Raw genomic sequence first — 24425 nt, forward strand, 5'->3', positions numbered from 1 at the left:
GAGGCGTCTGGGCTAGGGTGTGTCCCCTCCCAGCCGATGCATCCCGACCCCTCCCAGCCACGCCCCGCGCGCCTCCGGGCCTTCCTGCCGCCCTCGCTGGCGATCCTCTGCGGGATCTACCTGCTCTCCGACCTCGTCCTGACCGGGGTCGAGCAGTACAAGCACGAGTTCGCTCTGGGGGACTGGAGCGTCCTGGGCGCGCTGCTCGCCAAGCTCGCCTTCGACCTCTGCCTCTTCGGCGCGATCACCGGGCTGCTGATCAAGGCCCTGCCCACGCGGCTCCCCGCCGTGGCCTTCGTCGCCTTCGCGGTGCTCCTCCACTGCGTCGACGCGGCCCTCTACCTCTACGGCAACACCCTCTTCGAGCGGGGGCAGCTCGATCTCATCGAGACCTACAGCCTGGAGGGCTGGCTCGGCCCGCCCCTCTACGGGCTGCTGGCCGGCTGGCTGGGGACGATCGCCGCCGCTTGGTGGCTGGTCCCCCGCGTGGCCCGCACCTTGAGGTGGCGAGGCCTCGCTCTCTGGGCCCTCGCCCTGGCCCTCTCCACCGGCGCCTCGCTCGGCCTCACCCGGGTGGTCTACGAGATCGAGGGACCCGAGGAGCTCGACACCCACCTGCGGCAGTTCCGGGGAGAGCAGCTCGCCTACGTCACCCGCAGCTCCCTGATCAACGCCCTGCGCGAGCTCTCGCGCCGGGGCTCCGGTGAGGGCTTCCGGCGCCTCGACTCGATCACGCCCTACCGGCCGGTCATCGAGGCGCAGGGGCTGGGGCTCGGCGCCGGCCGCCCTCCCGAGCTGGGCCTCGCCCCTTTTCGCCGGGTGATCCTCTTCACCGTGGAGTCGCTGAGCCTGGAGCTGATCCAGGCCCACAACCCCCGCCTGCCCATAGAGCCCTTCCCCTTCCTCCTGGGGCGGCCGGAGATCGTGGCGCGCACCTACCGCAACGTGCGCACCACGGCGGCGCCCACCCTCGAGGGTCTCTCGGTCACGCTGACCTCTCACCCGAACTTCGGCCGGCAGCGGGACGCCAGCGACTACCAGCGGCAGGATCGCGAGCAGCGGCCCCTCTACCACCAGCTGGCGCTCCCCTGGCTGCTGCGGCGGGCCGGCTTCGAGACGATCTTCCTGCGCAGCGCCTCGAAGTACTACGCCCACGAGAACATCATCTTCCAGGACATGGGCTACCAGGAGGTCATCGGCCGCGAGGACTTCCACGCCGATCCCGAGCTGCACCCGCACGTCCAGGGCTGGGGGCTGCGGGACCGCCTGCTCTACGACGAGCTGGTCGAGCTCCTCGAGGCCCGCCGGGACGAGAAGGTCTTCGTCACGGTCCTCGGGGTGGACACCCACCCCCCGGCCGGGAGGGGGGACTACGGAGCGCTCGACTACCCCGCGCTCGAGCGGGTCCAGCTGGCGCGCCTCCAGCCACGCAGCCGCGGCTTCGTCACCTCGATGTACCGCAAGGACCACGATCTCGCGCGAGTCCTCAGGGCCCTCGAGGACCGGGGCCTCCTCGACGAGGAGACCCTGGTCGTCATCACCGCGGACCACGCCTCGCCGCTCACCCCGGCCGTGACGCACCTTCCGGGCTACGAGCGCACCGCCCTGGCGCGCGTCCCCCTGCTCTTCCTCTCCGGGCAGGCGCTGCCGGCGCCCCCGGTGGACGAGCGGGGCTCCCAGCTGGACATCGCCCCCACCCTCGTCCACCTCCTGGGGTTGGAGCGGCCGGTGGGGTGGTGGGGCCAGAGCCTCCTCGATCCCGCGCGCCGGGGCACCGTCATCGGCTTCCACCGGGATCGGCTGCGGATCGAGGGGCCGGCCGCGAGGCTCGTCGTCGACACCGAGCACCCGGCCCCCGAGCAGGCCGAGCTGATCGAGCTCTTCGAGGGCATCCTCCTGCCGCGCTAGACCTCGAGGCTCTTCCAGCGGCCGCGGGCGTAGGCGAGGCCGAGCCAGACGGTGCGCAGGGTCCAGTCGAGGGTGGTGGCCACCCAGACCCCGACCAGCCCCCAGCCGAGGTGGAAGGCCAGGAGCCAGGTGGCGGTGATCCGCACGAAGACCGGCCCCACCAGCGCCACCCGCATCGGGGTGGCGGTGTCGCCTGCGCCGCGCAGGGCCGAGGAGTAGACCGCGGCGGCGGCCATCAGGGGCTGGGCCACGGCCGCGACCAGGAGGCAGCGGGCCCCCAGGGAGATGATCTCCCGCTCGTCGGCGAAGAGGCTCATCAGGGGCTCGGGGAGGAGCACGAAGAGGAGCGAGACCGCCAAGAGCGTGACCACCGCCAGCCCCAGGGCGACGTAGCCCGCCTGGCTCGCCCGCTCGGGATCCCCGCGGCCGAGGTTCGAGGCGATGAGGGTGCCCGCCGCGATCCCGAAGCCGTCGGCGGTGATGAAGCCGAGGGACTCGATGGCGATCAGGGCCTGGTTGGCGGCCATGGCCACGTCGCCCAGGCGGGAGATGAGGGCCACGAAGCCCAGGAAGCCCACGTGGAAGATGATCTTCTCGACGTAGGCCGCCTTCGAGGGCCGGAGGATGGCCCGCAGGGTCTGCCAGTGCTCCGGACCCAGCCGCAGCCCGCCGAGGCGCGCGCCCCTGCGTCGGCGGCGGAGGATGTAGAGCAGCACCAGCGCCTGCATCAGGAAGGCGGCGGCGCTGGCGATGGCCGCGCCCTGCACGCCGAGCTCGGGGCAGCCCCCCAGCCCGAAGATCAGCAGGGCGTCCCCGCCCAGGTTCACCGTCTGGGCCAGGGCCGAGACGATCATCGGGGTGCGGGTGTCCCCCGAGGCCTGGAGGGCGGTGACGGCCAGCACCCCGGCGAAGGCGAGGGGAGCGGCCGGCGCGACGATGGAGAGGTAGGTCACGGCGGCGTCGCGGACCGGCAGGCCCGTCCCCGCGCCGGCGAGCAGCTCGGTGATCGGCACCCGGGCGAGGAAGACCACGCCGCCGGCGATCACGCCGACGCCGAGGGCGAAGGCGAGGATGGCCTCGGTGGAGAGCCGGGCGCGCTCCTCGTCCCCGGCGCCGTAGGCCCGGCCGACCACCGCCACGGTGCCGGCGGAGGCCGCGGTCGCCACCGAGACCATCGACCAGAGGAGGGGGCCGCTGACCTGCATCGAGGCCAGGGCGTCGGCCGAGTACTGCCCGAGGAGGAGGCGATCGACCTGGAAGGCCAGGGTCAGGAGCAGACCCTGGAGGACCGCCGGCCAGGCCAGGCGATAGGCCTCGGCCAGGAGGCGCCTCATGTCTTCACGCGAGCCGGAGGGGAGGGGGCGTCAGGCGCGGTCCCCGTGCCGGGGCCGGGCCGGCGCGAAGCCGGCCATCTTGCGGACCTTGATGTCCTTCGGGGAGCCCCCCTCGGGGAGCTCGAGCTTGCCGCTCTCACCGAAGACGCCGAGGGCCTCCTCGTAGTCGCGCCGGGCGCGCTCGCGCAGCTCGGCCGTGGTGGAGAAGCCCTCATCGGCACCGAGAGCGCCCGCCAGGCGATCCCGCAGGACGATGATCTGCAGCCGCCGATCGTCCTCGATGTCGCTGTCGATCAGCGCGTCGAGGCGCTCGACCATCTTCGCCAACTGGTTCCGCCAGGCACGATCACGAAGGTTCATGGCCCCTCCTTATCACGTTCGTGGCTGGCCTCCACCACCGTGCGGATGCCGCCCCGGACGTTGAAGTCGCCCCGCACCGTCAGCTGCCGGGGCTGCAGCACGCACACCAGATCGTCGAGGATCCGGTTGGTCACGGCCTCGTGGAAGTGACCCTCGTCCCGGAAGGACCAGAGGTAGAGCTTCAGGCTCTTGAGCTCGACGCAGAGGGCGTCGGGCACGTACTCGATCTCGAGGTGCGCGAAGTCGGGCTGCCCGGTCATCGGGCAAACACAGGTGAACTCCGGGCAATCGAAGTGGATGACGTAGTCCCGCTGGGGGGCGGGGTTCTCGAAGGTCTGCAGGTCCTTGGTGGGCTCACTCGGCATGGCCCGAGGGCATATCAGCTCGCCGCCTCGGCGCGAACCTCACCGTCGGTCTCGTCGTCGTAGCGCTGCCGGATGGCGAGGATTTCCGGCTCCCGGGCCAGGAAGGCCTCGACCAGGCGCTGCTCGAACTTCACCCCGGAGAGGCCCTCGAGGATCCGCCGGGCCTTCTCGTGGGGCACCGAGGGCTTGTAGACCCGCCGCGAGGTGATGGCGTCGTAGGTGTCCGCGATGGACACGATGCGCGCCTCGAGGGGGATCTCCTCCCCGCTGAGGCCGAAGGGGTAGCCGCTGCCGTCGATGCGCTCGTGGTGGTAGTAGGCGATGTTCTTCCCGATGTGGAGGATGCTCTCCGGGGAGTCGTGGCCGGCGTTGTGGGCCGCCTCCTCCAGGGTCTGGCCGCCGATCACGGGGTGGGTGCGCATGACCTCCCACTCCGCCGGCGAGAGGCGGCCGGGCTTGCAGAGGATCCGGTCCGGGATGCCCACCTTGCCGATGTCGTGGAGGGGCGCCGCCCGGTAGATCGCGTCGACGAAGGCCTCGTCGACCCGCTCGTAGCCGGGCTGGCCCTCGATGGCCTCGGCGATGAGCCGGGAGTAGCTGCGCATCCGGTCGAGGTGGGCGCCGGTCTCGAGGTCGCGGTACTCGGCCAGCCGCGTCAGGCCCATCACCGTGGCGTCCTGGAGGGCCTCGAGCTCGTCGAGGTGCTTCCGGAGCCTCGACTCGGTCCGCATCAGGCTGGCGTTGGTCCGGGTCAGCTTCTCGTTCACGGTGACCAGATCCAGGAGCAGCCGCTGCTTCTCCCGCCCGAGCCGCTGGTGGTCGAGGGCGCGGTTGACCACCTTGCGCAGGAGGTTGATGTCCGAGAGCGGCTTGCGCAGGAAGTCGAAGGCGCCGGCCTCCAGGGCCTCGATGGCGGCCTCGGTCGAGGCGTAGGCCGTGATCACGATACCCACCAGGTCGGGGTGCATCCGCCGTGCGACGCGCAGCACCTCCAGGCCCGAGCCGTCGGGGAGGTTCTTGTCGCAGACGATGAGGTCGCAGGCCCGGGCGCCGAGGTGGTCGAGGGCCTCGCGCCCCGAGCGGGCCGTGACGATCTCGTGGTCGTCCATCGAGAGGACCGCCTCGAAGACCTCGAGGGAGCCGTCGTCGTCCTCGACGATCAGGACCCGGGCCCGGCCCTCGTCGGCGCCCTCCCGCAGGGCCGCCATCCGGCGGGAGACCTCGGCCTGGGCCTGGCGGTCGGTCACCGTCCGCTCGGCCTCGGCGCGGAGGGTCTCGGCGTCGAGGGGCTTCACGTAGAAGCGGTCCACCGCGGCGTCGTTCACCGCCCGCTGGGCCAGCTCGATGGAGGGGGAGCCGGTGATCAGGATCCGGGCGGCGTCCGGCGCCAGCACGAGGCTCCGGGCCAGCAGCTCGATGCCGCTGGACTCGGGCAGGTGCTGGTCCGCCACGATCAGAGCGAAGGGGCCCTCGCAGAGGAGCTCGAGGGCCTCGGTGGTGCTGGCCGCCGGGACGCAGTCGAAGGCCCCGGCCAGGGCCTCACGGACGATCGTCCGCAGGAGCGCGTCGTCGTCGACGATCAGCGCCCGCGGCAGCGGGGGCTCGCCCTCGGCGGTCGAGATGGGCTCCAGCGCCCCTTCTGGATCGTTCCTTCGGCTCACGGCTCCACCCGGTACGGAAGGAGATCAGTATAGCAGTGAGCCGGCCGGAGCTTCAGGGAGCGAGGCGCTCCAGGAGACCCCGGTCGAGGAGGTGGCTGGGGATGACCTGCCCCAGGGAGGCCAGGACGTTGCCCTTCACCGCCGGGTTCTCGGCGGAGAGGTCCTCCAGGAGCCGCTTGATCTTCTGACGGTGGAGTCCGTCCTGGGAGCCGCAGAGGTTGCAGGGGAGGATCGGGAACTGCATCAGGGCGGCGAACTCGATGATCCGCGACTCGGCAACCAGCGCCATGGGGCGGATGACCTCGAAGCGGCCGTCGTCCGTCGTCAGGCGAGCGGGCATCGACTTGATCTGCCCGGCGTAGAGCACGTTGAGGAGCAGGGTCTCGATCAGATCGTCCCGGTGATGGCCCAGGGCGATCTTGTTGAAGCCCTCCTCGCCCGCGAAGCGGTAGAGGACGCCGCGGCGCAGCCGGGAGCAGAGGGAGCAGTAGGTCTTGCCCTCCTGCACCTTGTCGAGGACCACCGAGTAGGTGTCCTGCCGGAGCATCCGGAAGGGGATGCCCTCCCGATCCATGTAGTCCTGGATCTTCTGGCCCTCGAAGCCGGGCTGGCCCTGATCGAGGGTGACCGCCATCAGCTCGAAGCGCACGGGCGCCCGGGCCTGCAGCTTCCGCAGCAGGTGGAGGAGCGTATAGCTGTCCTTGCCGCCCGAGACGGCGACCATCACCCGGTCGCCCTCCTCGAGGAGGTCGTGCTCCTTCACGCAGCGGCCCACGTCGTTGAGCAGGCGTCGCTCGAGGGCCTCCAGCTTCTGTCGGGTCTCCAGTCCGTCCACTTCGTCTCCTGATCTTGCGGTGGGAGGAGCGGCGAGCGGCTCTATAGCGGATGGATCCATCGATCGGGAACCGCCGGGGCAGCAGTTCACGATATGGCTACACTCCTGGCCCGATGGTACCCTCCCCACGGATGTCCACGATCCTCGTCGCAGACTCGGATGAGAGCCGCCTGAAGCACCTGCGGCGACTCGTGCGTCTGGAGGGGCACCGAACCCTCGCGGCGACCACCGGGCCCTCGGCGCTGGACGGCACCCTGCGCACCCAGCCCTCGATGCTGGTGGCGGATACGGCCCTCCCGGGCCTCGACGGCTACGGGCTCGCCCTCTCCGTGCGGGAGGAGCTCACCCCGGACCAGACCCGGATCATCCTCCTCAAGGAGGCCGTGGCCGCCGACGACCGCACCACCGCCCGGGCCGTCGGGGCCGACGAGCTGGTGCCCCGCATCCTGGGCGACCAGGGCCTGATGGACGTGATCCGGATGACCCTGGCGACGCGGACGGCCACCGAGGGCGGCGTCGCCGGCGAGATCGACGACGAGCGCCTCTTCCCCATCCTCCAGTTCCTGCACCAGCGGCGGGTCACGGGCACCCTCTCGGTGACCTGCAAGGTGCCCGGCACCATCGTCCTGGCCGGTGGCGAGATCATCGGCGCCCGCACCCGCGACGGGCAGGGCACCGACGCCTTCGCGCAGCTCCTGGGGGAGATCGAGGGTCGCTACTGCTTCGACACCGGGCTGGTCGATCCGGCCTCCCGCTCGATCGAGAAGGCCTTCGACCCCCTGATGATGGACGTCTTCGCGCTCCTCGACGACGCCTAGGAGCCGTCGCCCTCGAGGTGCTCGACGATCCGGTAGGCGATCGCTCGCAGGTCCTCGACCGCCTCCAGGCGCCGGGTGATGGCGCCGACGTAGGGGTGCCCGCCGCCGCCCTCGGCCCGGCAGATCGCCGAGATGTCGTGGCGGCGAGCCTCCGGGGCGTGCCAGGCGTTGTAGCCGACGCTCACCTTGGCCGTGTCCCCGGTGCGGCTCAGGATCACCGCGTACCCGGCCTCCGGGTGCAGGTGGTAGGGCACGAACTTGTTGATGGCGTCGAGATCGAAGCCGGAGAGGTCGCAGAAGACGACGTCGGAGCCTCGCTGGCAGTGGGAGGCGATGAGCTCGGCGGCCTGCTGGTGCTCCTCCAGGTAGCGGCCGAGGTGCCGGGCGACGATCGGGAGGGCCACGGCCTCGGCGACGCCCCCGCGCCCGAGTGCCCGCACCACCTCGACGCGATCTTCGAAGCGCTCGCTGCGCTCGATCCAGAGCATGAGCTGGCAGGCCGGGCTGCTGAGCTCCACGGCCTCCCGGGGGCTGGAGAAGCTCGCCGAGTCGATCCGCTCGGCCGCGGCGATCAGCTCGGAGTGGCCCGAGGTGTCGAAGCCGAAGTGCTCGCCGAGCATCCGGGCGATGAAGCCGGTGCAGGAGGGCGCGGTGGGATCGAAGAACTTCTGGCCGCTGCGGTCGGCGCGGAAGTGCTCCTCGTCGCCGGGGCGCTCGAAGGCGGTGCGGTGGTGATCGAACCACCAGGTCAGCCGCTCGGAGGCGAGGTAGGCGAAGTCGACCACCGCGTTCTCCTCCGGTCCCAGGCGGCCCTCGCCGAGGCCCCCCTCGGGGCCGTGGGAGAGGCCGACCAGGGTGATCGGGCTCTCCTCTCCGTGGCGCGCGCGGTGGAAGACCGAGAAGAGCGCGGCGCTGGCCAGCCCATCGAAGCAGCGATCGTGGAAGAGCAGGTGCAGCTTCATGCGCGCGGGATCACTTCACCAGGCGAAGCCGCGGGGGGCTGCTCTCACCCGCCTCCCGAGCCTGCTCACCCTCGGTGTCCTCTTCCGTCTCCACCGCCGGCGGAGCGCCGCCGTCGATGACCGAGAGCTTCGGCCGCTCGGGCACGGCCGCCTCGGTGGCGGGCACCTCCGAGATCGCCCCCTCGCCGTCCTCGAGGGCCGCGGCGAGCGCGGCCAGCGCCGAGGGGGGCGCCTCGGTGGGGAAGAAGAAGCCCTCGCCGGTGTCGTGGGAGACCATCGCGTAGACGGCGTCGAAGGGCAGGGCGCAGGCGTAGGGCTCGCCGGAGAAGGAGAGGGTCGCGTAGACCCCGGCCTCGTCCACGGCCAGCGGGCCGGCGAAGCGATAGGAGAGGTTCAGGCCGAGCTCGTGCTCGTCGCGCAGCCCGGGAGGGACGTCCACGCCCGGGTTGCTCGCGTCGAGGTGGATCAGCACCATGCCCTCGGCGAGGAGCGACTCCAGCAGCTCGCGCTTGCTCGGTTGGTTCTCTCGGTCATCCATGCTCGACCTCAGTCATAGCGCATCCGAGCGGCTCGCGCAGTCGAGTCCGGATCGAGGGGAGTCGTCCCCCCTTGACAGCTTCGAGCGGAAGCTACTTGCCGCCCTCGACGACGTAGGGCGCGGCCTGCTCGCCGAGGCCCCGCTCGGTGGCGATGGCGCGCATCGCCTCGAGGACGTCCGCGGGCTGCGGCACGGTGGCGTGCTCGAGGTTCGGGTGGAGGCCCACGCCGGGGACGTTGGCGGCCGCGAGCAGGCGCGGGCGCGCCTCGAGCACGTAGAAGAGCTCGTCGACGATCCGGCGGATGAGGTGCTCGCCGAAGTTGGTCACCTCACTGTCCTCGTTGATCACCAGCACCCGGCGGGTCTTCTCGACCGACTGGCAGATCGCGTCCCAGTCGTAGGGGAAGAGGGTGCGCAGGTCGATGACGTCGAAGGTGTAGCCCTCCATGGCCAGCTGGTCGGCCGCCTTCGCGGCCATCTGGGCCTGCCGCGAGTAGGAGAGGATCGTGGCGTGCTTGCCCTCGCGCATCAGCTTGGCCTTGCCGATCGGCACCCGGTAGAGCTCGAGCTCGGGCCAGTCGGGCTCCCACTGTGCGCCGTCGGCGCCCACCGGTTTGTCGATGCGGCGCGAGAGCTCACGGGCGTCGGCCGGCTCGCCGGGGATCAGCTCCTTGCCCTTCACCCGCAGCAGGCCCTTGGGCTCGAGGTAGAGCACCGGGTTCGGATCCTCGATGGCCGAGAGGAGCAGGCCGTAGGCGTCCAGCGGCGTCGAGGGGCAGACCACCTTCCAGCCGGGGAGGTGAGTGGCGATCGTGTCGAAGGAGTGCGAGTGGTAGATGGAGCCGTGGATGCCGGCGCCCACCGGCGTGCGCACCACGATGGGCAGGTCGAACATCCCGCGGGTCGCCCAGTGGATCATGCCGGCGATGCGGAGGTGATCGATGGCGTTGAGGATGTAGTCGGCGAACTGGATCTCGGCGACGCAGCGCTGGCCGGTCAGGCCGATGCCGATCGCCACGCCGATGATGCCGCGCTCGTCGAGGGGAGAGTTCCAGGCGCACTTGATGCCCTGGGTGCAGGTGAAGGCTCCCCCCAGGGGAGGGCCGACGTCCTCTCCGAAGACGTCCTTGAGCTCGAGGTGCTCCTCCGCCATGTGGAGGGCCATCCGGATCGCCTGGGCCATGTTCGCCATCGTCTCGTCCTCTCTTCTCTCTTCTCTCTCGCTGCCTAGGCGTAGATGTTCTCGTAGATGGTCTCGGGCCGCGGGAAGGGCTCCTGCCGTACCTCCTCGAGGTCCCGGGCGGCCTGCTCGCGCTCCTCGATCCAGGCGGCGGCGAGCTGGTCGGCCTCGGCGACGCCCCGCTCGATGAGCTGGGCCTCGAAGGCGAGGATCGCGTCCTCCTCGTCGTGGGTGCGGGCGGCGCCCGAGGCCGACGAGTGGCCGTGGAGGCGGGAGACGTTCGCCTGCAGGGCGTAGGGCTTCCGCTCCCGCCGGCAGTAGGCGATCGCCTCGTGGAGGGCGTCCCAGGACTCGAAGAAGTCGTTGCCGTCGATCATCTTCCAGGGGATGCCGAAGGGCTCGGCCCGGGAGATGAGCTCGCGCATCGGCCACTGGGTCTCGCGGCGGGTGCTGATGCCGTACTCGTTGTTCGTCATCAGGATGAGCAGGGGGATCTCCTGCTGCGGCCGCGACGACCAGATCAGCGCGGTGGCGAAGTCGCCCTCCGCCGAGCCGGCGTCGCCCCCCGTCACGATCGAGATGCCGGTGCCGCCGTGGCGCCGCTGCACCCAGGCGGTGCCCGGGGCCTGGGAGTACTGGGTGCCGATGGTCGAGGTGGTCGGCATCCAGTTCCAGTCGCGCACCGCGATGTGGTTCACGAAGTTGCGGCCGCCCGAGAAGGGGTCGGTCGCCGTGTTGCGCATCTGGCGCATCAGGTCCTTGGGATCACCGCCCAGGGCGAGGTAGGTCGCCGCCTGCCGGTAGTGGAAGTGCAGGTAGTCGTGGTCGGGGCCGAAGCCCCGGTCGATCTGCAGCCCCAGGGGCACGTTGAAGGCCTCCTCACCGGGGCCTCCGATCCAGAAGAAGCCATCACCCCGGCGGTAGAGCGAGATGACGCTCTCCTCGGTCACCCGCGCCCGCACCATCACCCGGTGGGCGTGGAGGAGCTCCTCCGCCGTCAGCTGGTCGGCCCTCTTCTCGCGAATCTTCTCTCGGTCCATCACTCACTCACCTTCGACGCAACGCGTTGAAATCACGAGGCTTTGCCGTATCGAGACCGCAACTTGGGTCCGGCCTCTCCGATGCGCAAGCCCCCGCGCCGGGTGGACCGGCGCCGCGGAGGGTGGACCGTGGTGAATCTCGACACCCGGCCGCCCCGATCCCACGCCCGCCCGGCCCGCAGACCTCGAAGACGGGCCGCCAGGGCCCGATCCGCGAGGGGAGGGAGCAGGCCCCCGCCTTGCAGTGGCGAGGGAGTGTAGCCCGTCGGCAGGCAAGAGGCCTGACCGCGAGGGCTGCAAAAAAAAGGAGGCAGCTCATGCGCGCCAACTCTCCGCTCCTGCGAGCCGCCCGGATCACCGGGCTGGCCGTGGTCTCCCTGCTCATCGTCACCCTCGTCGTCCTCCCCAGCATCCTGATCGGCGCCTTCTTCCTCCGGCCGCTGGGGCTGCTCCTGGCCATCGTGGGCATCGTCGCGATCGCCGCCAGCCCGGGCTTCCGCCGCTGGTTGGGGCTGGAGAAGGCCGAGCACCCGGTGCCCGAGGGCCTGAACCTGCCGGTGGACGTCGCCATCCACCCCCACCACGCCTGGGCCGCCCGGGTCGACCGGGACCGGGTCCACGCCGGGGCGGATCATCTCCTGCAGCGCGCGCTCGGCCCGCACGAGAGCATCGCGCTGCCCCTGCCCGGCACCCGGGTGGAGCAGGGACAGACCCTCTTCACCCTCGCTCGCGGAGATCGACGCGTCGACGTCCAGGCGCCGGTCTCCGGCAAGGTCCTGCGCACGAACCCCGAGCTGCAGCGGAGCCCGGACCTCCTCGAGGCCGACCCCTACGTCGACGGCTGGGTGGTCGAGCTCGAGGCGCCGCACTTCGAGGAGGAGCGCGTCACGCTGCTGCGTCACCCCGACGCCTGGTCCTTCCTCGCCCGTGAGCAGGAGCGCCTGATCCACCTGGCGCACGCCTTCAAGGGCCAGCCGGTCCTCCTCGCCGACGGTGGCGAGCTGGTCGGCGGCTTCCACTCCCGGATCGACGACCGGGCCTGGCGAAAGATCCTCGTGCGCCTCTTCGGGGCCGAGGCCTGACCCCTCTCTTCTCTCGTCTCGAACGAAGGAGCCCTTCCCATGAAACGCCGCACCTTCCTGTCCTTCGTCGGCCTGGCCGGGGGCACGGCGCTCGCCAGCAAGCTCGCGAGCGCCCGGCCCTCGACCGGCGAGGCCGCGCCCGATCCCGAGATGAACGGGATCCTCATCGACACCACCCGCTGCGAGGGCTGTCACACCTGCGAGGAGGTCTGCGCCGAGGCGCGGGGCTTCCCGGAGCCCGACCTCTCCGACGAGGCCCTCGCCAGTGTGCGCGACACCACCACGAAGAGCCTGACGGTCGTGAACACCTTCGAGGTGGACGGCGAGGAGATCTACGTGAAGCGGGGTTGCATGCACTGCTCGCAGCCCGCCTGCACCTCGGCCTGCCTGGTGAACGCCATGCACAAGGATCCCACCGGGCCCGTGACCTGGGACTCCCGTAAGTGCATGGGCTGCCGCTTCTGCATGATCTCCTGCCCCTTCGACGTGCCGAAGTTCGAGTACGACGAGGCGGTCCCGAAGATCCTCAAGTGCACGATGTGCCTCGATCGCCAGCAGGCGGGCGAGGTGCCCACCTGCGTGGAGAACTGCCCCGGGGAGGCGCTGAAATTCGGCAAGCGCCGCGAGCTGCTCGAGGAGGCGCGCCGGCGCATCTACGGCAGCCCGAAGGGGACCTACTTCCCGCACATCTACGGCGAGCACGAGGCCGGCGGCACGGGGGTCCTCTACCTCTCCGCGGTGCCCTTCGAGAAGCTCGGCTTCCCCACCCGGATCGGGAACGAGGCCTACCCCGGCTACAGCCGCGGCTTTCTCTACTCGGTCCCCTTCATCTTCATGGTCTGGCCGCTGGCCCAGCTGGGCTTCCGCCAGGCCGCCGTCGCGCGTGAGGAGGAACAGGAATGAGCCCCCCGACCCAGACCCTCGCTGGCACCCCCGGCTCCCTCCTCGGCTTCGTCGGCCGGGAGCTCAAGCCCAAGGGGAAGATCTTCACTCCCTTCAACCTGATCTCGGCCCCCCTGATCCTCCTGGGCCTGGTGCTGATCGTCATCCGCTTCGCCTACGGGCTGGGCTCGGTGACGAACCTCTCCCAGGCCTACCCCTGGGGCCTGTGGATCGGCTTCGACGTGATCACCGGCGTCGCCTTCGCCGGCGGCGCCTACGTGCTGACCTTCATGGTCTACATCCTGGGGATGGAGAAGTACCGGCCCATCGTGCGGGCGACGGTGCTCAACGGCTTCCTGGCCTACGCCTTCTACGCCGGCGCGCTCCTCCTCGACCTCGGCCGCCCCTGGAACATCGTCAACCCGATCATCGGCAACTCCTTCGGCTACAGCTCGGTCCTCTTCCTGGTGGCCTGGCACTTCCTCCTCTACATGGCCGCGCAGTTCCTCGAGTTCTCGCCGGTCGTGGCGGAGTGGCTCGGCCTGAAGCGCGCGCGGAAGATCCTCGCCGGCCTGACCGTGGGGGCCGTGATCTTCGGCGTCACCCTCTCCACCCTCCACCAGTCCGGGCTCGGCGCCCTCTTCCTGATGGCCAAGGGGAAGATCCACCCCCTCTGGTACTCGGAGTTCATCCCGGTGCTCTTCTTCTGGTCGAGCATCTTCGCCGGGCTCTCGATGGTCATCATCGAGGGGTCGATCAGCCACCGTGTCTTCCACGACCGGCTCTCCCCGGACGTGAAGCGCTCGAACGACGCGATCCTCGTGGGCCTCTCCCGCATCTGCGGGGTGGCGATCTTCGGCTACCTCTTCATGAAGGTGCTCGTGCTGATCCACGACGGCGGCTTCGCCGAGCTCGCGAGTGGCTGGGGCGGCTGGTTCCTCCTCGAGGTCGTGGGCTTCGTCGCCGTGCCGATGGTCCTCTTCCTCTGGGGCGCCGCGAAGCGCGGCCTCTGGATGATCCGGATCGGCGCGGGGATGACCCTGATCGGCATCATCCTCAACCGGCTCAACATCTCGGTGATCGCCTTCAAGTGGTACGAGGTGAACCGCTACGTCCCGAGCTGGGAGGAGATCGCGGTCACCCTCGCGGTCATCCTGGCCGAGATCTGGGTCTTCCGGTGGGTCATCCGCCGCATGCCCGTCCTCTCCGAGTCCCCGAGCTGGGCCCAGGAGCAGGGCCACTGATTGCACCTCCAAGGAGCCAACCCCATGGACGCCTTCCACTACATCGACATGTTCGCCACCAAGGGGGTCGAGTACCTCCTGGTCATCGCCTTCCTCGCCGCGATCGTCCCCTTCTGGATCTGGCTGCAGCGCTCGAGCAGCGAGGAGCGGCCCCGCCGGCTCGTCCTGGAGACGGGCGCCGGGCTGGCGCTGATGCAGCGCCCCTTCGCCCCGGCCGACGTGCTCATCGACGCGGGCCACACCTGGGTGCGCCCGGCCCGGGCGCCGGGGCTGCTGGCGGTGGGGATCGACAACCTGGTCACCGAGGTCCTCGGGGATCTCGACGCCATCGAGGTGCCCCCGGCCGGCACCCCGCTGAAGGTCGGGGACCCCCTCTTCACCCTCCGGCTGGGGGAGCGCGCCTGGGTGCTGCCCGCCCCCGTCGACGGGGTGGTCGCCAAGATCGACGACGACGCCATCGCCCGGCCGCGCTCGATCATCGCTGACCCCTACGGCGGAGAGTGGCTGACCCTCGAGCCCGGAGAGAGCACCCCCGAGCCCGGGAGGCTGCGGGAGGGCGAGCGGGCCAACGCCTGGCTCGACGACGAGTTCGACCGGCTGATCGACCTGCTCACCTCGCACCCGGCCCAGGCCACGCCCTACTTCGCGGACGGCGCCTACCCGGCGGTCGGCGTCCTGGCCCGGACCGACGACGCCCTCTGGCAGGCCTTCCAGGATCACTTCCTGACCCAGCAGAGGAACGAGTGATGAACGCCACCTCCCTCATCCTGGCCCTCGTCGCCCTCGGCCTCGCGCTCCTGGCGCTCGTCTTCCTGCTGCCGCGCCGCAACCTCCTGCCGCGGGCTCCCGAGCCCCGGCCGGGGGTGCCCGGGATGCGCCCCCCCCACCTGCCGAGCGGGACCTTCCTCGACGCCGGGCACACCTGGCTGCGGATCGCCCCCGACGGCTCGCTGCGGATCGGGGTGGACGCCTTCCTGGCGGAGGCCCTGGGGCGGGTGGAGCGGGTCCACCTGCCGGCGCCGGGGCGCTGGGTCGGCCGGGGTGAGGCGCTGCTCGAGCTCGAGCTGGGCGGGCGGCGCCTGCGCCTCTTCTCACCGGTCGAGGGGGAGGTGCAGCGGGTGAACGAGGCGCTCGAGGAGCAACCCGGCCGGCTGACCGACGATCCCTACGGCAACGGCTGGGCGCTCACGATCTGGAGCCGCAACCACAAGGCGGCGATCCGTCCCCTCAAGATCGGCCCGGTGGCCGTCTCCTTCCTGCGGCGGGAGCTCGAGCACCTGCTCGACTTCCTCCCCCGCACCGAGGGCCGGGCGGCCTCACCGCTGCTGGCCGACGGAGGCCTGCCGCGGCGGGGGGTGCTGGCCGAGCTCGGGGAGCGGGGTTGGCCCCTCTTCCAGCAGGAGTTTCTGGATCCGGTGGTCCGTCGCGCCTCTCCTCCCTAGGTTGGGAGGGAAGGGCGGTGCAACATGCGGCGACTCCTCGCCAAGCTCCGCTGGGACACCCTCGCGAGACACCTCTCGGGCACCCTGATCGTCTCGGTGGCGTTCCTCCTGGCGGCGCAGGCGATCATCCAGATCCAGCTCCAGGACGGCTACGCCCGCCGCAGCCTCCAGGACAGCGCCCTGCGCCTCTCGGACGTGCTCTACAGCGCGCTGCACAGCGCCATGCTGGCCAACGACCGGCAGCGCCTCCACGACGACGTGCACGCCATCGCGGAGCGCTCACCCACCACCCGGATCCGGGTGCTGAACAAGGAGGGCGTGGTCGTCTTCTCCTCGGCCCACGGCGAGGAGGGGAGGGCGGTCGACCTGAGCTCCGAGGCCTGCATCCGCTGTCACGGCGACGAGCAGCCCCTCTCCGAGCTGGCGCCCGGCGACCGCGTCCGGCGCTTCGCCTACGAGGGGCTGCCGGCCATCGGGGTGATCCGGCCCATCGACAACGAGCCCGCCTGCGCCGTGGCGGGCTGCCACGCCGGGCCGGAGAAGCAGCGCCTCCTCGGGGTGCTCGACGTGACCCTGCAGATGACCGAGGTCGAGCGCCGGCACGAGCCGACGGTGCTGCTCATGGGCGGGACCGCCACCCTGGCCCTGGTCTTCATCGTGCTCATCGTCCTCGCGGTCGTGCGCAACGCCGTCCACCGCCCCCTGGGGAGGCTGATCGACACCCTCGATCGCATCGGCAAGGGCGACTACACCGCCCGCCACACCCCAGAGCGAATCACCGAGTTCGACCGGCTGGGCGACGCCGTGAACCAGGCGGCCCGCGACCTGGAGAAGGCCAACGCCGATCTGGTGGTCTGGGCCCAGTCCCTCGAGCGGCGGGTCGACGCGAAGACCGAGGAGCTGCGCGTCGCCCAGGAGCAGATGCTGGCGGTGGAGCGGATGGCCTCCCTCGGCCGCCTGGCCGCGGTGGTCGCCCACGAGATCAACAACCCCCTGGCCAGCGTGCTGGTCTACTCCCGCCTGCTCCTCAAGCGGGTGAAGGGGCGCAGCGCCTCGCCCCGGGTGGGGGAGGAGGACCTGGAGATCCTCGATGGCATCGCCTCGGAGTCGGCGCGCTGCGGGGAGATCGTCTCGAACCTCCTCACCTTCGCCCGGCAGGGTGACACCCGGATGGAGCCCACCGAGATCAACCCCGTGATCCGCCGGGTGGTCTTCCTGCTCAAGCACATGATGGACCTCGAGGAGGTCGAGCACCGGCTGGAGCTGGACCCCGAGGTGGGGGAGGTGCTGGTCGATCCCTCCCGCTTCGAGCAGGCCCTCCTCGGCCTCTGCGTGAACGCCATCGACGCCATGTCCGGGGGCGGCGTCCTCACCCTGAGCTCGCGGCCCGAGCCGCCCTCGGGGGTGCGCATCGAGATCCGGGACACGGGGGTGGGGATCCCCCAGGGGATCCTCGACCGGATCTTCGAGCCCTTCTTCACCACCAAGGATCACGGCGACGAGCGCGGGCTCGGCCTCGGTCTGGCGGTGGTCTACGGGATCGTCCAGCGCCACGGCGGGACGATCGATGTCGAGAGCTCGGTGGGGCAGGGCACCCGCTTCGTGCTGGTCTTCCCCGGCCGTCCCACCCCCGACCTGGAGTGAGCCATGGAAGATCCGATCCGGCTGCTGGTCGTCGATGACGAGGCGCACGTCTGCATCTCCCTGGAGGGCTGGTTCCTGGAGGAGGGCTACGCCGTGAGCACGGCGCGCTCGGGGCTCGAGGGCCTCGAGGTCGCCGCCCGGGAGCAGCCGCAGATCATCCTGGTCGACTTCAAGATGCCGCAGATGGACGGCCTCACCTTCCTCACCCGCGTCCTGGAGGTGCTGCCGAACGCGACGGTCGTGCTGATGACCGCCTTCGGCTCGGTGGACAGCGCCGTGCAGGCGCTCAAGGAGGGGGCCTACGACTACATCCTCAAGCCCTTCGATCCCGAGCAGCTCTCGCGCCTGGTGGCCAAGGCGGCGGCTCGCTACGCCACGCCGACCGCGGCGCGTGCGGTGGAGGAGCGCCTCGAGGCCGCCTTGCCCCCGGTGATCGCGGCCGAGGGCGGGGAGATGGCGCAGGTGCTCGAGCAGCTCGAGCGGGTCGCCGGCTCCCGGGCCTCGATCCTCCTGCGGGGGGAGAGCGGCACCGGCCGGCGGCTGCTGGCCCGGCGGATCCACGCCCACAGCCCCCGGCGCTTCGGCCCCTTCGTCACCGTGGACTGCTCCTCGGTCTCGGCGACCGACGTCGGCTGTGATCTCTTCGGTGACGGCGAGGGGCGGCAGGGCGGGATGGAGCTGGCGCGAGAGGGGACCCTCTACCTCGCCTCCCTCGACCGGATGATGCCGCGGATCCAGATCGAGCTCCTGCGCCGCCTCGAGGCGGCGCGGGAGGCTCCTTCCGAGCTGCGGCTGATCAGCGCCACCGAGGGCGACCTCGAGCTCGAGGTCGCGTCCGGGCGCTTCCGGCGGGATCTCTTCCTGCGGGCGGCCGTCTTCACCGTGGACCTGCCGCCCCTGCGCGAGCGGCCGGAGGACCTGCCCCTCCTGGCCCGGCACTTCCTCGCCGGGCTCGGAGAGGGGCGCGCCCGGCCCGTCGAGAGGATCAGCGAGGCCGCCCTCGAGCTCCTGCTCCACCACTCCTGGCCGGGCAACGTCCGAGAGCTGCAGCAGGTCATCGAGGCCGCGGTGCTCCGCTGCGAGGGCGCCGAGCTGAAGGCCGAGCACCTGCAGCTCGCCGATCCCCTCGCCACCCGGGACCTGCGCCTCGCCACGGCGGAGGCGCGGCACCTGCGCCGCGTGATGCTGCTCTGCGGGCACGACGTGGATCGGGCCGCGCGGGAGCTGGGGCTGGAGCTGCCCGCGCTGCTCGAGAAGCTTCACCATCACGGCATCGCGCAGCGGTGAGGATCGACCTCACCCTCATCGGGCGCGTTCCCCGGGAGGCCGCCGAGGAGGTGCTCGCGCGCCTGCCGCCCCCCTGGGTGGCGGGCAAGATCGTCCCCTCCCGGCTGGTGCCCGACGACTTCCTCGATCCCGGGCGGGGGCAGGTGGACGCCGGCCAGCTCCTCGAGGCCCTCCCTCCCTCGCGGGCGGGGGTGCTGGTCGCCCTGACCCACCAGGACCTCTTCCTGCCGGTCATGGCCCACGTCTGCGGGCTCGCCCCCCTCGACGGGGCGCGGGCCGTCGTCTCGATCGCCCGCCTCGATCCCGGCGCCCGGGAGGGCCGGCGGCGGGAGAAGCTCCTGCGGCGCCGGATGCTGGTCGAGGTCGTCCACGAGGCCGGCCACGCCCGGGGGCTGGTGCACTGCCCCGTCCCGGCTTGCGCGATGCACGCCTCGCTCACCCCCGAGCTGATGGATCTGAAGAGCCCGCGCTACTGCCCGAGCTGCCTGGCCGGCCTGCGGCCGGGGGAGCCTCAGGGCTCGCCACGTCGCAGCCCGTAGCGCTTCATCTTCGCGTAGAGGGTGGTGCGATCGATGCCGAGGATCCGGGCGGCCTGGGTGACGTTCCCGCAGCCGGCGAGCACGCGCTCGAGGTGGGCCGCCTCGATCCCGGCGAGGGTGAGGTCCCGGTGGTCCTCGCCGAAGGGGAGATGCCGGGCCTCGATCCTCCCCTCGGGGCAGAGCACCACGGCCCGCTCGATGACGTTCTGCAGCTCGCGGACGTTCCCCGGCCAGCGGTGGGAGCAGAGCAGCGCGAGCGCCTCGTCGCTGAAGCCCTCGGCGCGGCGGCTCATCTGCCGCGAGAAGCGCTCGAGGAAGTGCCCCGCGAGGAGGGCGACGTCGCCCGGCCGATCACGCAGCGGGGGGAGCCGGATGCGGAAGACGTCGATCCGGAAGTAGAGGTCCTGGCGGAAGCTGCCCTCCTCCACCATCGCCTCGAGGTCCCGGTGGGTGGCGCAGAGCAGGCGGAAGTCGACCTCGACCTCCTGGTTGCCGCCCACCCGCCGCAGCTGGTGCTCCTCGAGCACCCGCAGCAGGTCGATCTGCACCTTCGGCGGCACGTCGCCGATCTCGTCGAGGAAGAGGGTGCCCCGGTGCGCCTCCTCCAGGCGGCCCTTGCGCTGGTGGCCGGCGCCGGTGAAGGCGCCCTTCTCGTGGCCGAAGAGCTCGCTCTCGAGCACGCCCTCGGCCAGCGCGCCGCAGTTCACCACGATCAGGGGGGCGAAGGCGCGCTCGCTGGCCGCGACGATCCGCCGGGCCACCAGCTCCTTGCCCGTGCCGCTCTCCCCGGTGACGAGCACGCTGGCCGTGGTCGGGGCGACGAGAGCGATCTGCTCGAGCACCTCGGCCATCGGCCCCACGCCCGCCGTGACCAGGGTCGGCGCCTCGGCCTCCAGCCGCTCCTTCAGCTGCCGGTTCTCCCGGCGCAGCCCCTGCCGCTCCGCCGCCTTGCGGACGAGCCGGGACATCGCCTCGGGCTCGAAGGGCTTGACGATGTAGTCGTAGGCGCCCTCCTTCATCGCCCGCACCGCGGTGCCGACCTCCCCGAAGGCGGTCATGATGATCACCGTCGCCGCGGGCCGCTCTCGCGCCAGCCGGCGCTGGAGCTCGAGTCCGTCCATCCGCGGCATCTTGATGTCCACCAGCAGGACGTCGGCGCCGTCGGCGAGCACCCGCTCCAGGGCCTCCTCGCCGTCGGCGGCGGTGGAGACCTCGTAGCCTTCGTCCGTGAACCAGGCAGAGAGGGAGTGGGAGAGGCGCGGGTCGTCGTCGACGATGAGGAGCCGGATGGGTGAGGGCACGAGGAGACCTCCTCTGCCCCCACCCTAGGAACGCCGCCCTAGAAGTCGACCACGCCGTTGATGTGGGTGGCCGGATCGTCGGGGAGGAAGCCCGTGAAGGGGTGGCAGCCCGAGCAGTCGGTGCCCGGGACCACCGGGTGGACCCCGCCGGGGGGCACCGCGTGGCAGGCGCCGCAGACGTCCTGGCTGCCGTCGACCTGGGTCCAGATCGGCGTCGGCACGGTGCCCCCGGGGATCAGGGTCTGGCCGTGGCAGTAGTTGGAGCAGGTGGCGCCATCCCAGGCGGGGACGGCCCCGTCCGCGTTCGCCAGCGGACCCCAGGTCAGCTCCGCGGGCAGGTCGGTGTCCATGTGGCCCGGGTCGCCCTCGGCTGTGGGCAGCACGTGGCAGGCGTCGCAGGGGATGTTCGCCCGCCAGTTGGTGGGGGCGCCGTGGCGCTGGTGCGCGCCGACCCCGGTCGCGGTGGTGAGGGCGTTGCCGGAGGTGTCCATCGGCGGCGCGATGTTGCTCGGCGAGCCGTGGCAGGTGTTGCACTGGAGCGGCACGCGCTGCACCACGCCGTCGATGTGCTGGGCCGGCGCCGAGAAGGTGAGGCCGGGAGCGGCGTCCGGGTGGCAGCTCTCGCAGTCGGCCCGCCGCACGTGGGGGAAGGCGGGGGGCAGGCCGTGGCAGGTGCCGCAGGCAGCCTGGCTGCCGTCGACGGTGGTCCAGGTGGGGGTGGTGAGGCTCCCGCCCGGAAGGAGGGTCTGGCCGTGGCAGTAGGTCTGGCAGGTCCCACCGCTCCACTGCGCCGCCGCCCCGTCGGCGGTGGCCACCGCGCCCCAGGTGAGCTCGGCCGGCAGCGGCGTGTCGTCGTGACCCGCCTCGGTCGGCGTCGAGGGCACGAGGTGGCAGTCGGCGCAGACCACCGCCCGGTGCCAGGTGCTGTCCCCCGCGAGGTGGCTCTGGTGGGCGCCCACCCCGGTGGCGCCGGGCAGGAGGTTGCCCAGGGTGTCGGCGGGGGGCGCGGCGCTTGCCGCCGAGCCGTGGCAGGCCGTGCAGCTGAAGGCGAGATCGACGACGCCGTCGACGTGGCGTGCGGGATCGTCGGGGATGGTCCCGGTGAAGGGGTGGCAGCCCGAGCAGTCGTCGGACGCCACCGCCGGGTGGACGCCGCCGGTGGGGGGCAGGCCGTGGCAGGTGCCGCAGGCGGCCTGCGATCCGTCCACGGTCGACCAGCGCGGGGTCGTGAGGCTGCCTCCGGGGAGGAGGGTCTGGCCGTGGCAGTAGTTGGTGCAGGTGCCGGCGGAGTGGGTGGGCGTCGCGCCGTCGGCGCCGGGCAGCGCGCCCCAGGTCAGCTCGGCGGGGGGCAGGGTGTCGGCGTGGCCGGGATCGGAGAGGGCGGCGGGGACCACGTGGCAGTCCGGGCACTGCCCCTGCCGGTGCCAGGGGCTGGCGGCGAGGTGGCTCTGGTGGGCGCCGAGGTCGGGGGCGGCGTTCAGCGCCGAGCCGTGGCAGGCGTCGCAGGCCAGGGGGAGCAGATCCAGCGCGCCGTCCACGTGCCGGGCCGGCTCGGTGAAGCCCACGCCGGCGCCCATCGTGGGGTGGCAGCTCTCGCAGTCGCTGCGGGCCGGGTGGGGGAGGGAGGGCGGGACCGCGTGGCAGGTGCCGCAGGCCGCCTGGCTGCCGTCCACCGTGGTCCAGGTGGGGGTGGTCTCGCTGCCGCCCGCGCTCAGGGTCTGGCCGTGGCAGTAGTTGGAGCAGGCCCCGGCGGTGTAGCTCGCCGTCGCGCCCTCCGCCTGTGGCAGGGCCCCCCAGGTGAGCTCGGCGGGGAGCAGCGAGTCCATGTGCCCCGGCGCCGCCCCCGCCGTCCGGCTCGCCACCGTCGCTCCCCCCGTCGGGATCACCGCCGTCGGGGAGGCCGCCGTCCTCGGCGCCCGCGTCGGGCGGGCGCACTTCCTCCTGCCAGCCCTCGCAGCCTCCGGCCGCGAGGATCAGGCAGGCAGCGAGAGCGAGGGGGAGCAGCACCTCTCCAACCTACGCGAATCCTCGGGACGGAGTCAGTCCCCCGGGCCGGTGAACCATCCCTCCGGGATCGTGCCGGCGAAGCAGGAGATCGTCCGGGGCTGCCAGGGCGCCGAGACCTTCGCCCGGCGGGGGTTGCCGGGATCGCCCTCGGCCAGCCCCTCGGTGGGGGACCAGTGCGGGGCCTCACCGGCGCGCAGGCCGTGGAGCCCGCTCTGCCAGAGGTGGATGACGAAGGTGTGGCCCGCGGCGCGGCCGCCGAAGAAGTCGGTGAAGGCGCGGGCGAAGTCCTGGCCGGGGAGGGCGCCGAAGGTCTCGCAGGTGCGGAACCACCAGAGGGCGTCCCCGGTGAGGCGCTCGCGCACCGCCTCGAGGTGCGGGCGCAGGCGGTGCCCCGCCGCGAGGCTGCCGCGATCGAGGAGCTCGCTCCCCACCCGGGCGTCGCCCCAGCGGCCGTGCCCCCAGAACTGGATCTCGGCGAGGGGCCGCTCCGCTTCGTGGGTCGCCAGGAAGCGCAGGCCCTCCTCCCAGCTCTCGATCCCCCTCCAGGCGTCGAGGCGGGCGAGGCCACCGTAGAGCCGGCCGCCCGCCGACCAGGTGTGGGAGAGGCCGGGCAGCCCCGGCCGGCCGCGGCAGGTGCGGTCGAAGATCATCAGGCGCAAGGGGCGAGGCGTCACCTCTGCCAGGCTACCCCAGCGCTTGCGGGGCCGGGGGCGCGGGCTTTGCGTGAGGCGGATGCGAACCCCCCCTGCGGTCCTCGTCCTCGCGTCCTCTCTCTCCCTCCTCGCCGGCTGCGCCGCGCCGCAGATCGGGGTGATGCACTTCGCCGAAGGTCAGGTGCAGCACGCCATCCACGCCGGGGACATCGCCTGGAAGCCCTGCCCTCCGGGCCTGCCCGAGGGCTGCGGCATGGCCGTCCTCGAGGGCGACCCCCGGGGCGAGGGCCTCTTCACCGCCCGCTTCCGTGGTGACGGCAGCAACACCGCCGTCGTCCCCGCCCACTGGCACCCCAAGGACGAGCGGGTGACCATCCTCGAGGGCAAGGCCTACGTCGCCTTCGGCGAGGGCGCCACCCGCGAGGACGCCACCGAGTTCGGCCCCGGCGACTACTACGTGAACAAGCGCCACGCCATCCACACCGTCTGGATCGACGGCGACTGCGTCCTGCAGATCACCGGCCTCGGCCCCTGGAAGGCCGTGCCCATCAGCCAGCAGGCGCCTCCGACTCCCTAGGGGGACTCGAAGCTCTCCACGTCCCGGGTCCACCGCTCGACCGGCCCGGGGGCGGGTGGACCGGGCTGGAGCAGGGGCTCGGCGCTCAAAGGCCGCACCGGCTCCTCCGGCTCGGGCTCGTCGAAGCAGTGGCCCGGCAGGGGCGCGGCCCCCTCGAGGCTCTCCTCGAGCGGCGCCAGGGCGACCCGGCCGAAGTCCATCCTGTCCCGGTCGGGAGGAGGCGCGCCAGGGGGCCAGTCGCGGGGATGGTGGGAGCAGACCACCGAGCGCAGCGCGTACGCCGGGTGGTGGAAGCGCAGGGTCTTCATCGGCGGGAAGTGCTCGGCGATGAGCACGTGCACCCACTGGCGCTCGTAGGTCGGCGGCGTGTCGAAGCGCCCCTCGGCGTCGCTGCGCAGCGCCCGGCCCCCGGACCAGGCGGTCTCCTCCACCACGACCCCCTCGATCGGCTCCCCCGAGCGGGCGTCCAGCACGGAGCCATGCAGTCCCATCGAGGTCCGCACCTGCATGGGGCAGATGCAGCAGCCCGTCGCCGAGACCGCGAGGAGAAGGAGCAGCACCGCGCTGGTCAAGACCCGGATCACCCCCCGAGTCCGCCACGAGCGTGTCTTGCAGGCAAGCTGCATGCGCGATTCAGAGGGGCCTGTCGCGCGCCCGGAGGGTTCGACTCCGCACGGCGCGAAGCGCCGCCTACCGGCAGAGGGCGGAGAAGCCGCCTTTCCATGCGGAGCGAGTCCCGATGCCGAGGGAGATGCCTGGGAACCCG

General features: G+C 71.9%; 24 protein-coding genes. 11 read left to right on the forward strand and 13 right to left on the reverse strand.

Annotated features, from left to right (window positions below):
* Positions 1 to 36: 36 nt before the first annotated feature.
* On the forward strand, positions 37 to 1908 hold the full coding sequence (locus P1V51_02640; GenBank protein ID MDF1561912.1) for an LTA synthase family protein: 1872 nt from the start codon (positions 37 to 39) through the stop codon (positions 1906 to 1908).
* On the opposite strand, the gene P1V51_02645 is transcribed toward P1V51_02640, so the two are convergent.
* The 5 genes from P1V51_02645 to ttcA are packed head-to-tail and all read right to left on the reverse strand — an operon-like array spanning position 1905 to position 6463.
* Positions 1905 to 3242 (reverse strand): MATE family efflux transporter, encoded by a 1338-nt coding sequence (locus tag P1V51_02645; GenBank protein MDF1561913.1) that lies wholly within the window; start codon positions 3240 to 3242, stop codon positions 1905 to 1907. The genes P1V51_02640 and P1V51_02645 overlap by 4 nt on opposite strands.
* Positions 3243 to 3272: 30 nt before the next feature.
* Positions 3273 to 3602: a hypothetical protein gene (locus tag P1V51_02650; GenBank protein ID MDF1561914.1), complete on the reverse strand. Its 330-nt coding sequence runs from the start codon at positions 3600 to 3602 to the stop codon at positions 3273 to 3275.
* Positions 3599 to 3967, reverse strand: a complete 369-nt coding sequence (gene queF, locus P1V51_02655) for a preQ(1) synthase (GenBank protein ID MDF1561915.1) — start codon at positions 3965 to 3967, stop codon at positions 3599 to 3601. The genes P1V51_02650 and queF overlap by 4 nt, the downstream gene beginning before the upstream one ends.
* A gap of 14 nt (positions 3968 to 3981) precedes the next feature.
* Positions 3982 to 5628, reverse strand: coding sequence for a response regulator (locus tag P1V51_02660; protein MDF1561916.1), 1647 nt, complete (start codon positions 5626 to 5628; stop codon positions 3982 to 3984).
* 52 nt (positions 5629 to 5680) lie between these two features.
* Entirely contained in the window at positions 5681 to 6463 is a 783-nt protein-coding gene (gene ttcA, locus P1V51_02665) for a tRNA 2-thiocytidine(32) synthetase TtcA (protein ID MDF1561917.1), read from the reverse strand.
* A gap of 131 nt (positions 6464 to 6594) precedes the next feature.
* Between ttcA and P1V51_02670 the strand changes: the two genes are divergently transcribed.
* Positions 6595 to 7281: a response regulator gene (locus P1V51_02670; protein MDF1561918.1), complete on the forward strand. Its 687-nt coding sequence runs from the start codon at positions 6595 to 6597 to the stop codon at positions 7279 to 7281.
* Here P1V51_02670 and P1V51_02675 read toward each other — a convergent pair.
* From P1V51_02675 to P1V51_02690, 4 genes are all read right to left on the reverse strand, one after another.
* On the reverse strand, positions 7278 to 8243 hold the full coding sequence (locus P1V51_02675; protein MDF1561919.1) for a hypothetical protein: 966 nt from the start codon (positions 8241 to 8243) through the stop codon (positions 7278 to 7280). The genes P1V51_02670 and P1V51_02675 overlap by 4 nt on opposite strands.
* 10 nt (positions 8244 to 8253) lie before the next feature.
* Positions 8254 to 8781: a ClpXP protease specificity-enhancing factor SspB gene (locus P1V51_02680; GenBank protein ID MDF1561920.1), complete on the reverse strand. Its 528-nt coding sequence runs from the start codon at positions 8779 to 8781 to the stop codon at positions 8254 to 8256.
* Between the two features lie 91 nt (positions 8782 to 8872).
* Complete coding sequence (locus tag P1V51_02685; protein ID MDF1561921.1) at positions 8873 to 9973, reverse strand: transketolase C-terminal domain-containing protein; 1101 nt, start codon at positions 9971 to 9973, stop codon at positions 8873 to 8875.
* 35 nt (positions 9974 to 10008) lie between these two features.
* Complete coding sequence (locus tag P1V51_02690; protein MDF1561922.1) at positions 10009 to 11001, reverse strand: thiamine pyrophosphate-dependent dehydrogenase E1 component subunit alpha; 993 nt, start codon at positions 10999 to 11001, stop codon at positions 10009 to 10011.
* Between the two features lie 317 nt (positions 11002 to 11318).
* On the opposite strand from P1V51_02690, the gene P1V51_02695 reads away from it, so the two are divergent.
* The 8 genes from P1V51_02695 to P1V51_02730 are packed head-to-tail and all read left to right on the forward strand — an operon-like array spanning position 11319 to position 19121.
* Positions 11319 to 12083, forward strand: coding sequence for a glycine cleavage system protein H (locus tag P1V51_02695; GenBank protein MDF1561923.1), 765 nt, complete (start codon positions 11319 to 11321; stop codon positions 12081 to 12083).
* 39 nt (positions 12084 to 12122) lie between these two features.
* A complete protein-coding gene (locus tag P1V51_02700; protein MDF1561924.1) occupies positions 12123 to 12986 on the forward strand; it encodes a 4Fe-4S dicluster domain-containing protein in 864 nt (287 codons plus the stop codon).
* Entirely contained in the window at positions 12983 to 14209 is a 1227-nt protein-coding gene (gene nrfD / locus P1V51_02705; GenBank protein MDF1561925.1) for a polysulfide reductase NrfD, read from the forward strand. Before P1V51_02700 ends, nrfD begins: the two co-directional genes overlap by 4 nt.
* A 24-nt stretch (positions 14210 to 14233) precedes the next feature.
* Positions 14234 to 14956: a hypothetical protein gene (locus P1V51_02710; GenBank protein ID MDF1561926.1), complete on the forward strand. Its 723-nt coding sequence runs from the start codon at positions 14234 to 14236 to the stop codon at positions 14954 to 14956.
* Entirely contained in the window at positions 14956 to 15651 is a 696-nt protein-coding gene (locus P1V51_02715; GenBank protein MDF1561927.1) for a glycine cleavage system protein H, read from the forward strand. The genes P1V51_02710 and P1V51_02715 overlap by 1 nt, the downstream gene beginning before the upstream one ends.
* Positions 15652 to 15675: 24 nt before the next feature.
* On the forward strand, positions 15676 to 17295 hold the full coding sequence (locus P1V51_02720; GenBank protein MDF1561928.1) for an ATP-binding protein: 1620 nt from the start codon (positions 15676 to 15678) through the stop codon (positions 17293 to 17295).
* A 3-nt stretch (positions 17296 to 17298) separates the two neighbouring features.
* Positions 17299 to 18582 carry a sigma-54 dependent transcriptional regulator gene (locus tag P1V51_02725; protein MDF1561929.1) on the forward strand — a complete coding sequence of 428 codons (1284 nt, stop codon included), beginning with the start codon at positions 17299 to 17301 and terminating at the stop codon, positions 18580 to 18582.
* Positions 18579 to 19121: a hypothetical protein gene (locus tag P1V51_02730; protein ID MDF1561930.1), complete on the forward strand. Its 543-nt coding sequence runs from the start codon at positions 18579 to 18581 to the stop codon at positions 19119 to 19121. Before P1V51_02725 ends, P1V51_02730 begins: the two co-directional genes overlap by 4 nt.
* Here P1V51_02730 and P1V51_02735 read toward each other — a convergent pair.
* The 3 genes from P1V51_02735 to P1V51_02745 form a co-directional block, all read right to left on the reverse strand.
* Entirely contained in the window at positions 19094 to 20422 is a 1329-nt protein-coding gene (locus tag P1V51_02735) for a sigma-54 dependent transcriptional regulator (protein ID MDF1561931.1), read from the reverse strand. The genes P1V51_02730 and P1V51_02735 overlap by 28 nt on opposite strands.
* A gap of 38 nt (positions 20423 to 20460) precedes the next feature.
* On the reverse strand, positions 20461 to 22248 hold the full coding sequence (locus tag P1V51_02740; GenBank protein ID MDF1561932.1) for a hypothetical protein: 1788 nt from the start codon (positions 22246 to 22248) through the stop codon (positions 20461 to 20463).
* Between the two features lie 213 nt (positions 22249 to 22461).
* Positions 22462 to 23103: a hypothetical protein gene (locus P1V51_02745; protein MDF1561933.1), complete on the reverse strand. Its 642-nt coding sequence runs from the start codon at positions 23101 to 23103 to the stop codon at positions 22462 to 22464.
* Between the two features lie 58 nt (positions 23104 to 23161).
* On the opposite strand from P1V51_02745, the gene P1V51_02750 reads away from it, so the two are divergent.
* Positions 23162 to 23659 carry a cupin domain-containing protein gene (locus tag P1V51_02750; GenBank protein ID MDF1561934.1) on the forward strand — a complete coding sequence of 166 codons (498 nt, stop codon included), beginning with the start codon at positions 23162 to 23164 and terminating at the stop codon, positions 23657 to 23659.
* On the opposite strand, the gene P1V51_02755 is transcribed toward P1V51_02750, so the two are convergent.
* Positions 23656 to 24243: a carboxypeptidase-like regulatory domain-containing protein gene (locus P1V51_02755; protein MDF1561935.1), complete on the reverse strand. Its 588-nt coding sequence runs from the start codon at positions 24241 to 24243 to the stop codon at positions 23656 to 23658. The genes P1V51_02750 and P1V51_02755 overlap by 4 nt on opposite strands.
* Positions 24244 to 24425 lie beyond the last annotated feature (182 nt).

This window comes from Deltaproteobacteria bacterium, from assembly GCA_029210625.1.
GTDB lineage: Bacteria > Myxococcota > Myxococcia > SLRQ01 > SLRQ01 > JARGFU01.

Coding starts and splice junctions, on each gene's coding strand:
- P1V51_02640 (MDF1561912.1), top strand. CDS start 37: ATGCATCCCGACCCCTCCCAGCCACGCCCCGCGCGCCTCCGGGCCTTC.
- P1V51_02645 (MDF1561913.1), bottom strand. CDS start 3,242: ATGAGGCGCCTCCTGGCCGAGGCCTATCGCCTGGCCTGGCCGGCGGTC.
- P1V51_02650 (MDF1561914.1), bottom strand. CDS start 3,602: ATGAACCTTCGTGATCGTGCCTGGCGGAACCAGTTGGCGAAGATGGTC.
- queF (MDF1561915.1), bottom strand. CDS start 3,967: ATGCCGAGTGAGCCCACCAAGGACCTGCAGACCTTCGAGAACCCCGCC.
- P1V51_02670 (MDF1561918.1), top strand. CDS start 6,595: ATGTCCACGATCCTCGTCGCAGACTCGGATGAGAGCCGCCTGAAGCAC.
- P1V51_02675 (MDF1561919.1), bottom strand. CDS start 8,243: ATGAAGCTGCACCTGCTCTTCCACGATCGCTGCTTCGATGGGCTGGCC.
- P1V51_02680 (MDF1561920.1), bottom strand. CDS start 8,781: ATGGATGACCGAGAGAACCAACCGAGCAAGCGCGAGCTGCTGGAGTCG.
- P1V51_02685 (MDF1561921.1), bottom strand. CDS start 9,973: ATGGCGAACATGGCCCAGGCGATCCGGATGGCCCTCCACATGGCGGAG.
- P1V51_02690 (MDF1561922.1), bottom strand. CDS start 11,001: ATGGACCGAGAGAAGATTCGCGAGAAGAGGGCCGACCAGCTGACGGCG.
- P1V51_02695 (MDF1561923.1), top strand. CDS start 11,319: ATGCGCGCCAACTCTCCGCTCCTGCGAGCCGCCCGGATCACCGGGCTG.
- P1V51_02700 (MDF1561924.1), top strand. CDS start 12,123: ATGAAACGCCGCACCTTCCTGTCCTTCGTCGGCCTGGCCGGGGGCACG.
- nrfD (MDF1561925.1), top strand. CDS start 12,983: ATGAGCCCCCCGACCCAGACCCTCGCTGGCACCCCCGGCTCCCTCCTC.
- P1V51_02710 (MDF1561926.1), top strand. CDS start 14,234: ATGGACGCCTTCCACTACATCGACATGTTCGCCACCAAGGGGGTCGAG.
- P1V51_02715 (MDF1561927.1), top strand. CDS start 14,956: ATGAACGCCACCTCCCTCATCCTGGCCCTCGTCGCCCTCGGCCTCGCG.
- P1V51_02720 (MDF1561928.1), top strand. CDS start 15,676: ATGCGGCGACTCCTCGCCAAGCTCCGCTGGGACACCCTCGCGAGACAC.
- P1V51_02725 (MDF1561929.1), top strand. CDS start 17,299: ATGGAAGATCCGATCCGGCTGCTGGTCGTCGATGACGAGGCGCACGTC.
- P1V51_02740 (MDF1561932.1), bottom strand. CDS start 22,248: ATGGACTCGCTGCTCCCCGCCGAGCTCACCTGGGGGGCCCTGCCACAG.
- P1V51_02750 (MDF1561934.1), top strand. CDS start 23,162: ATGCGAACCCCCCCTGCGGTCCTCGTCCTCGCGTCCTCTCTCTCCCTC.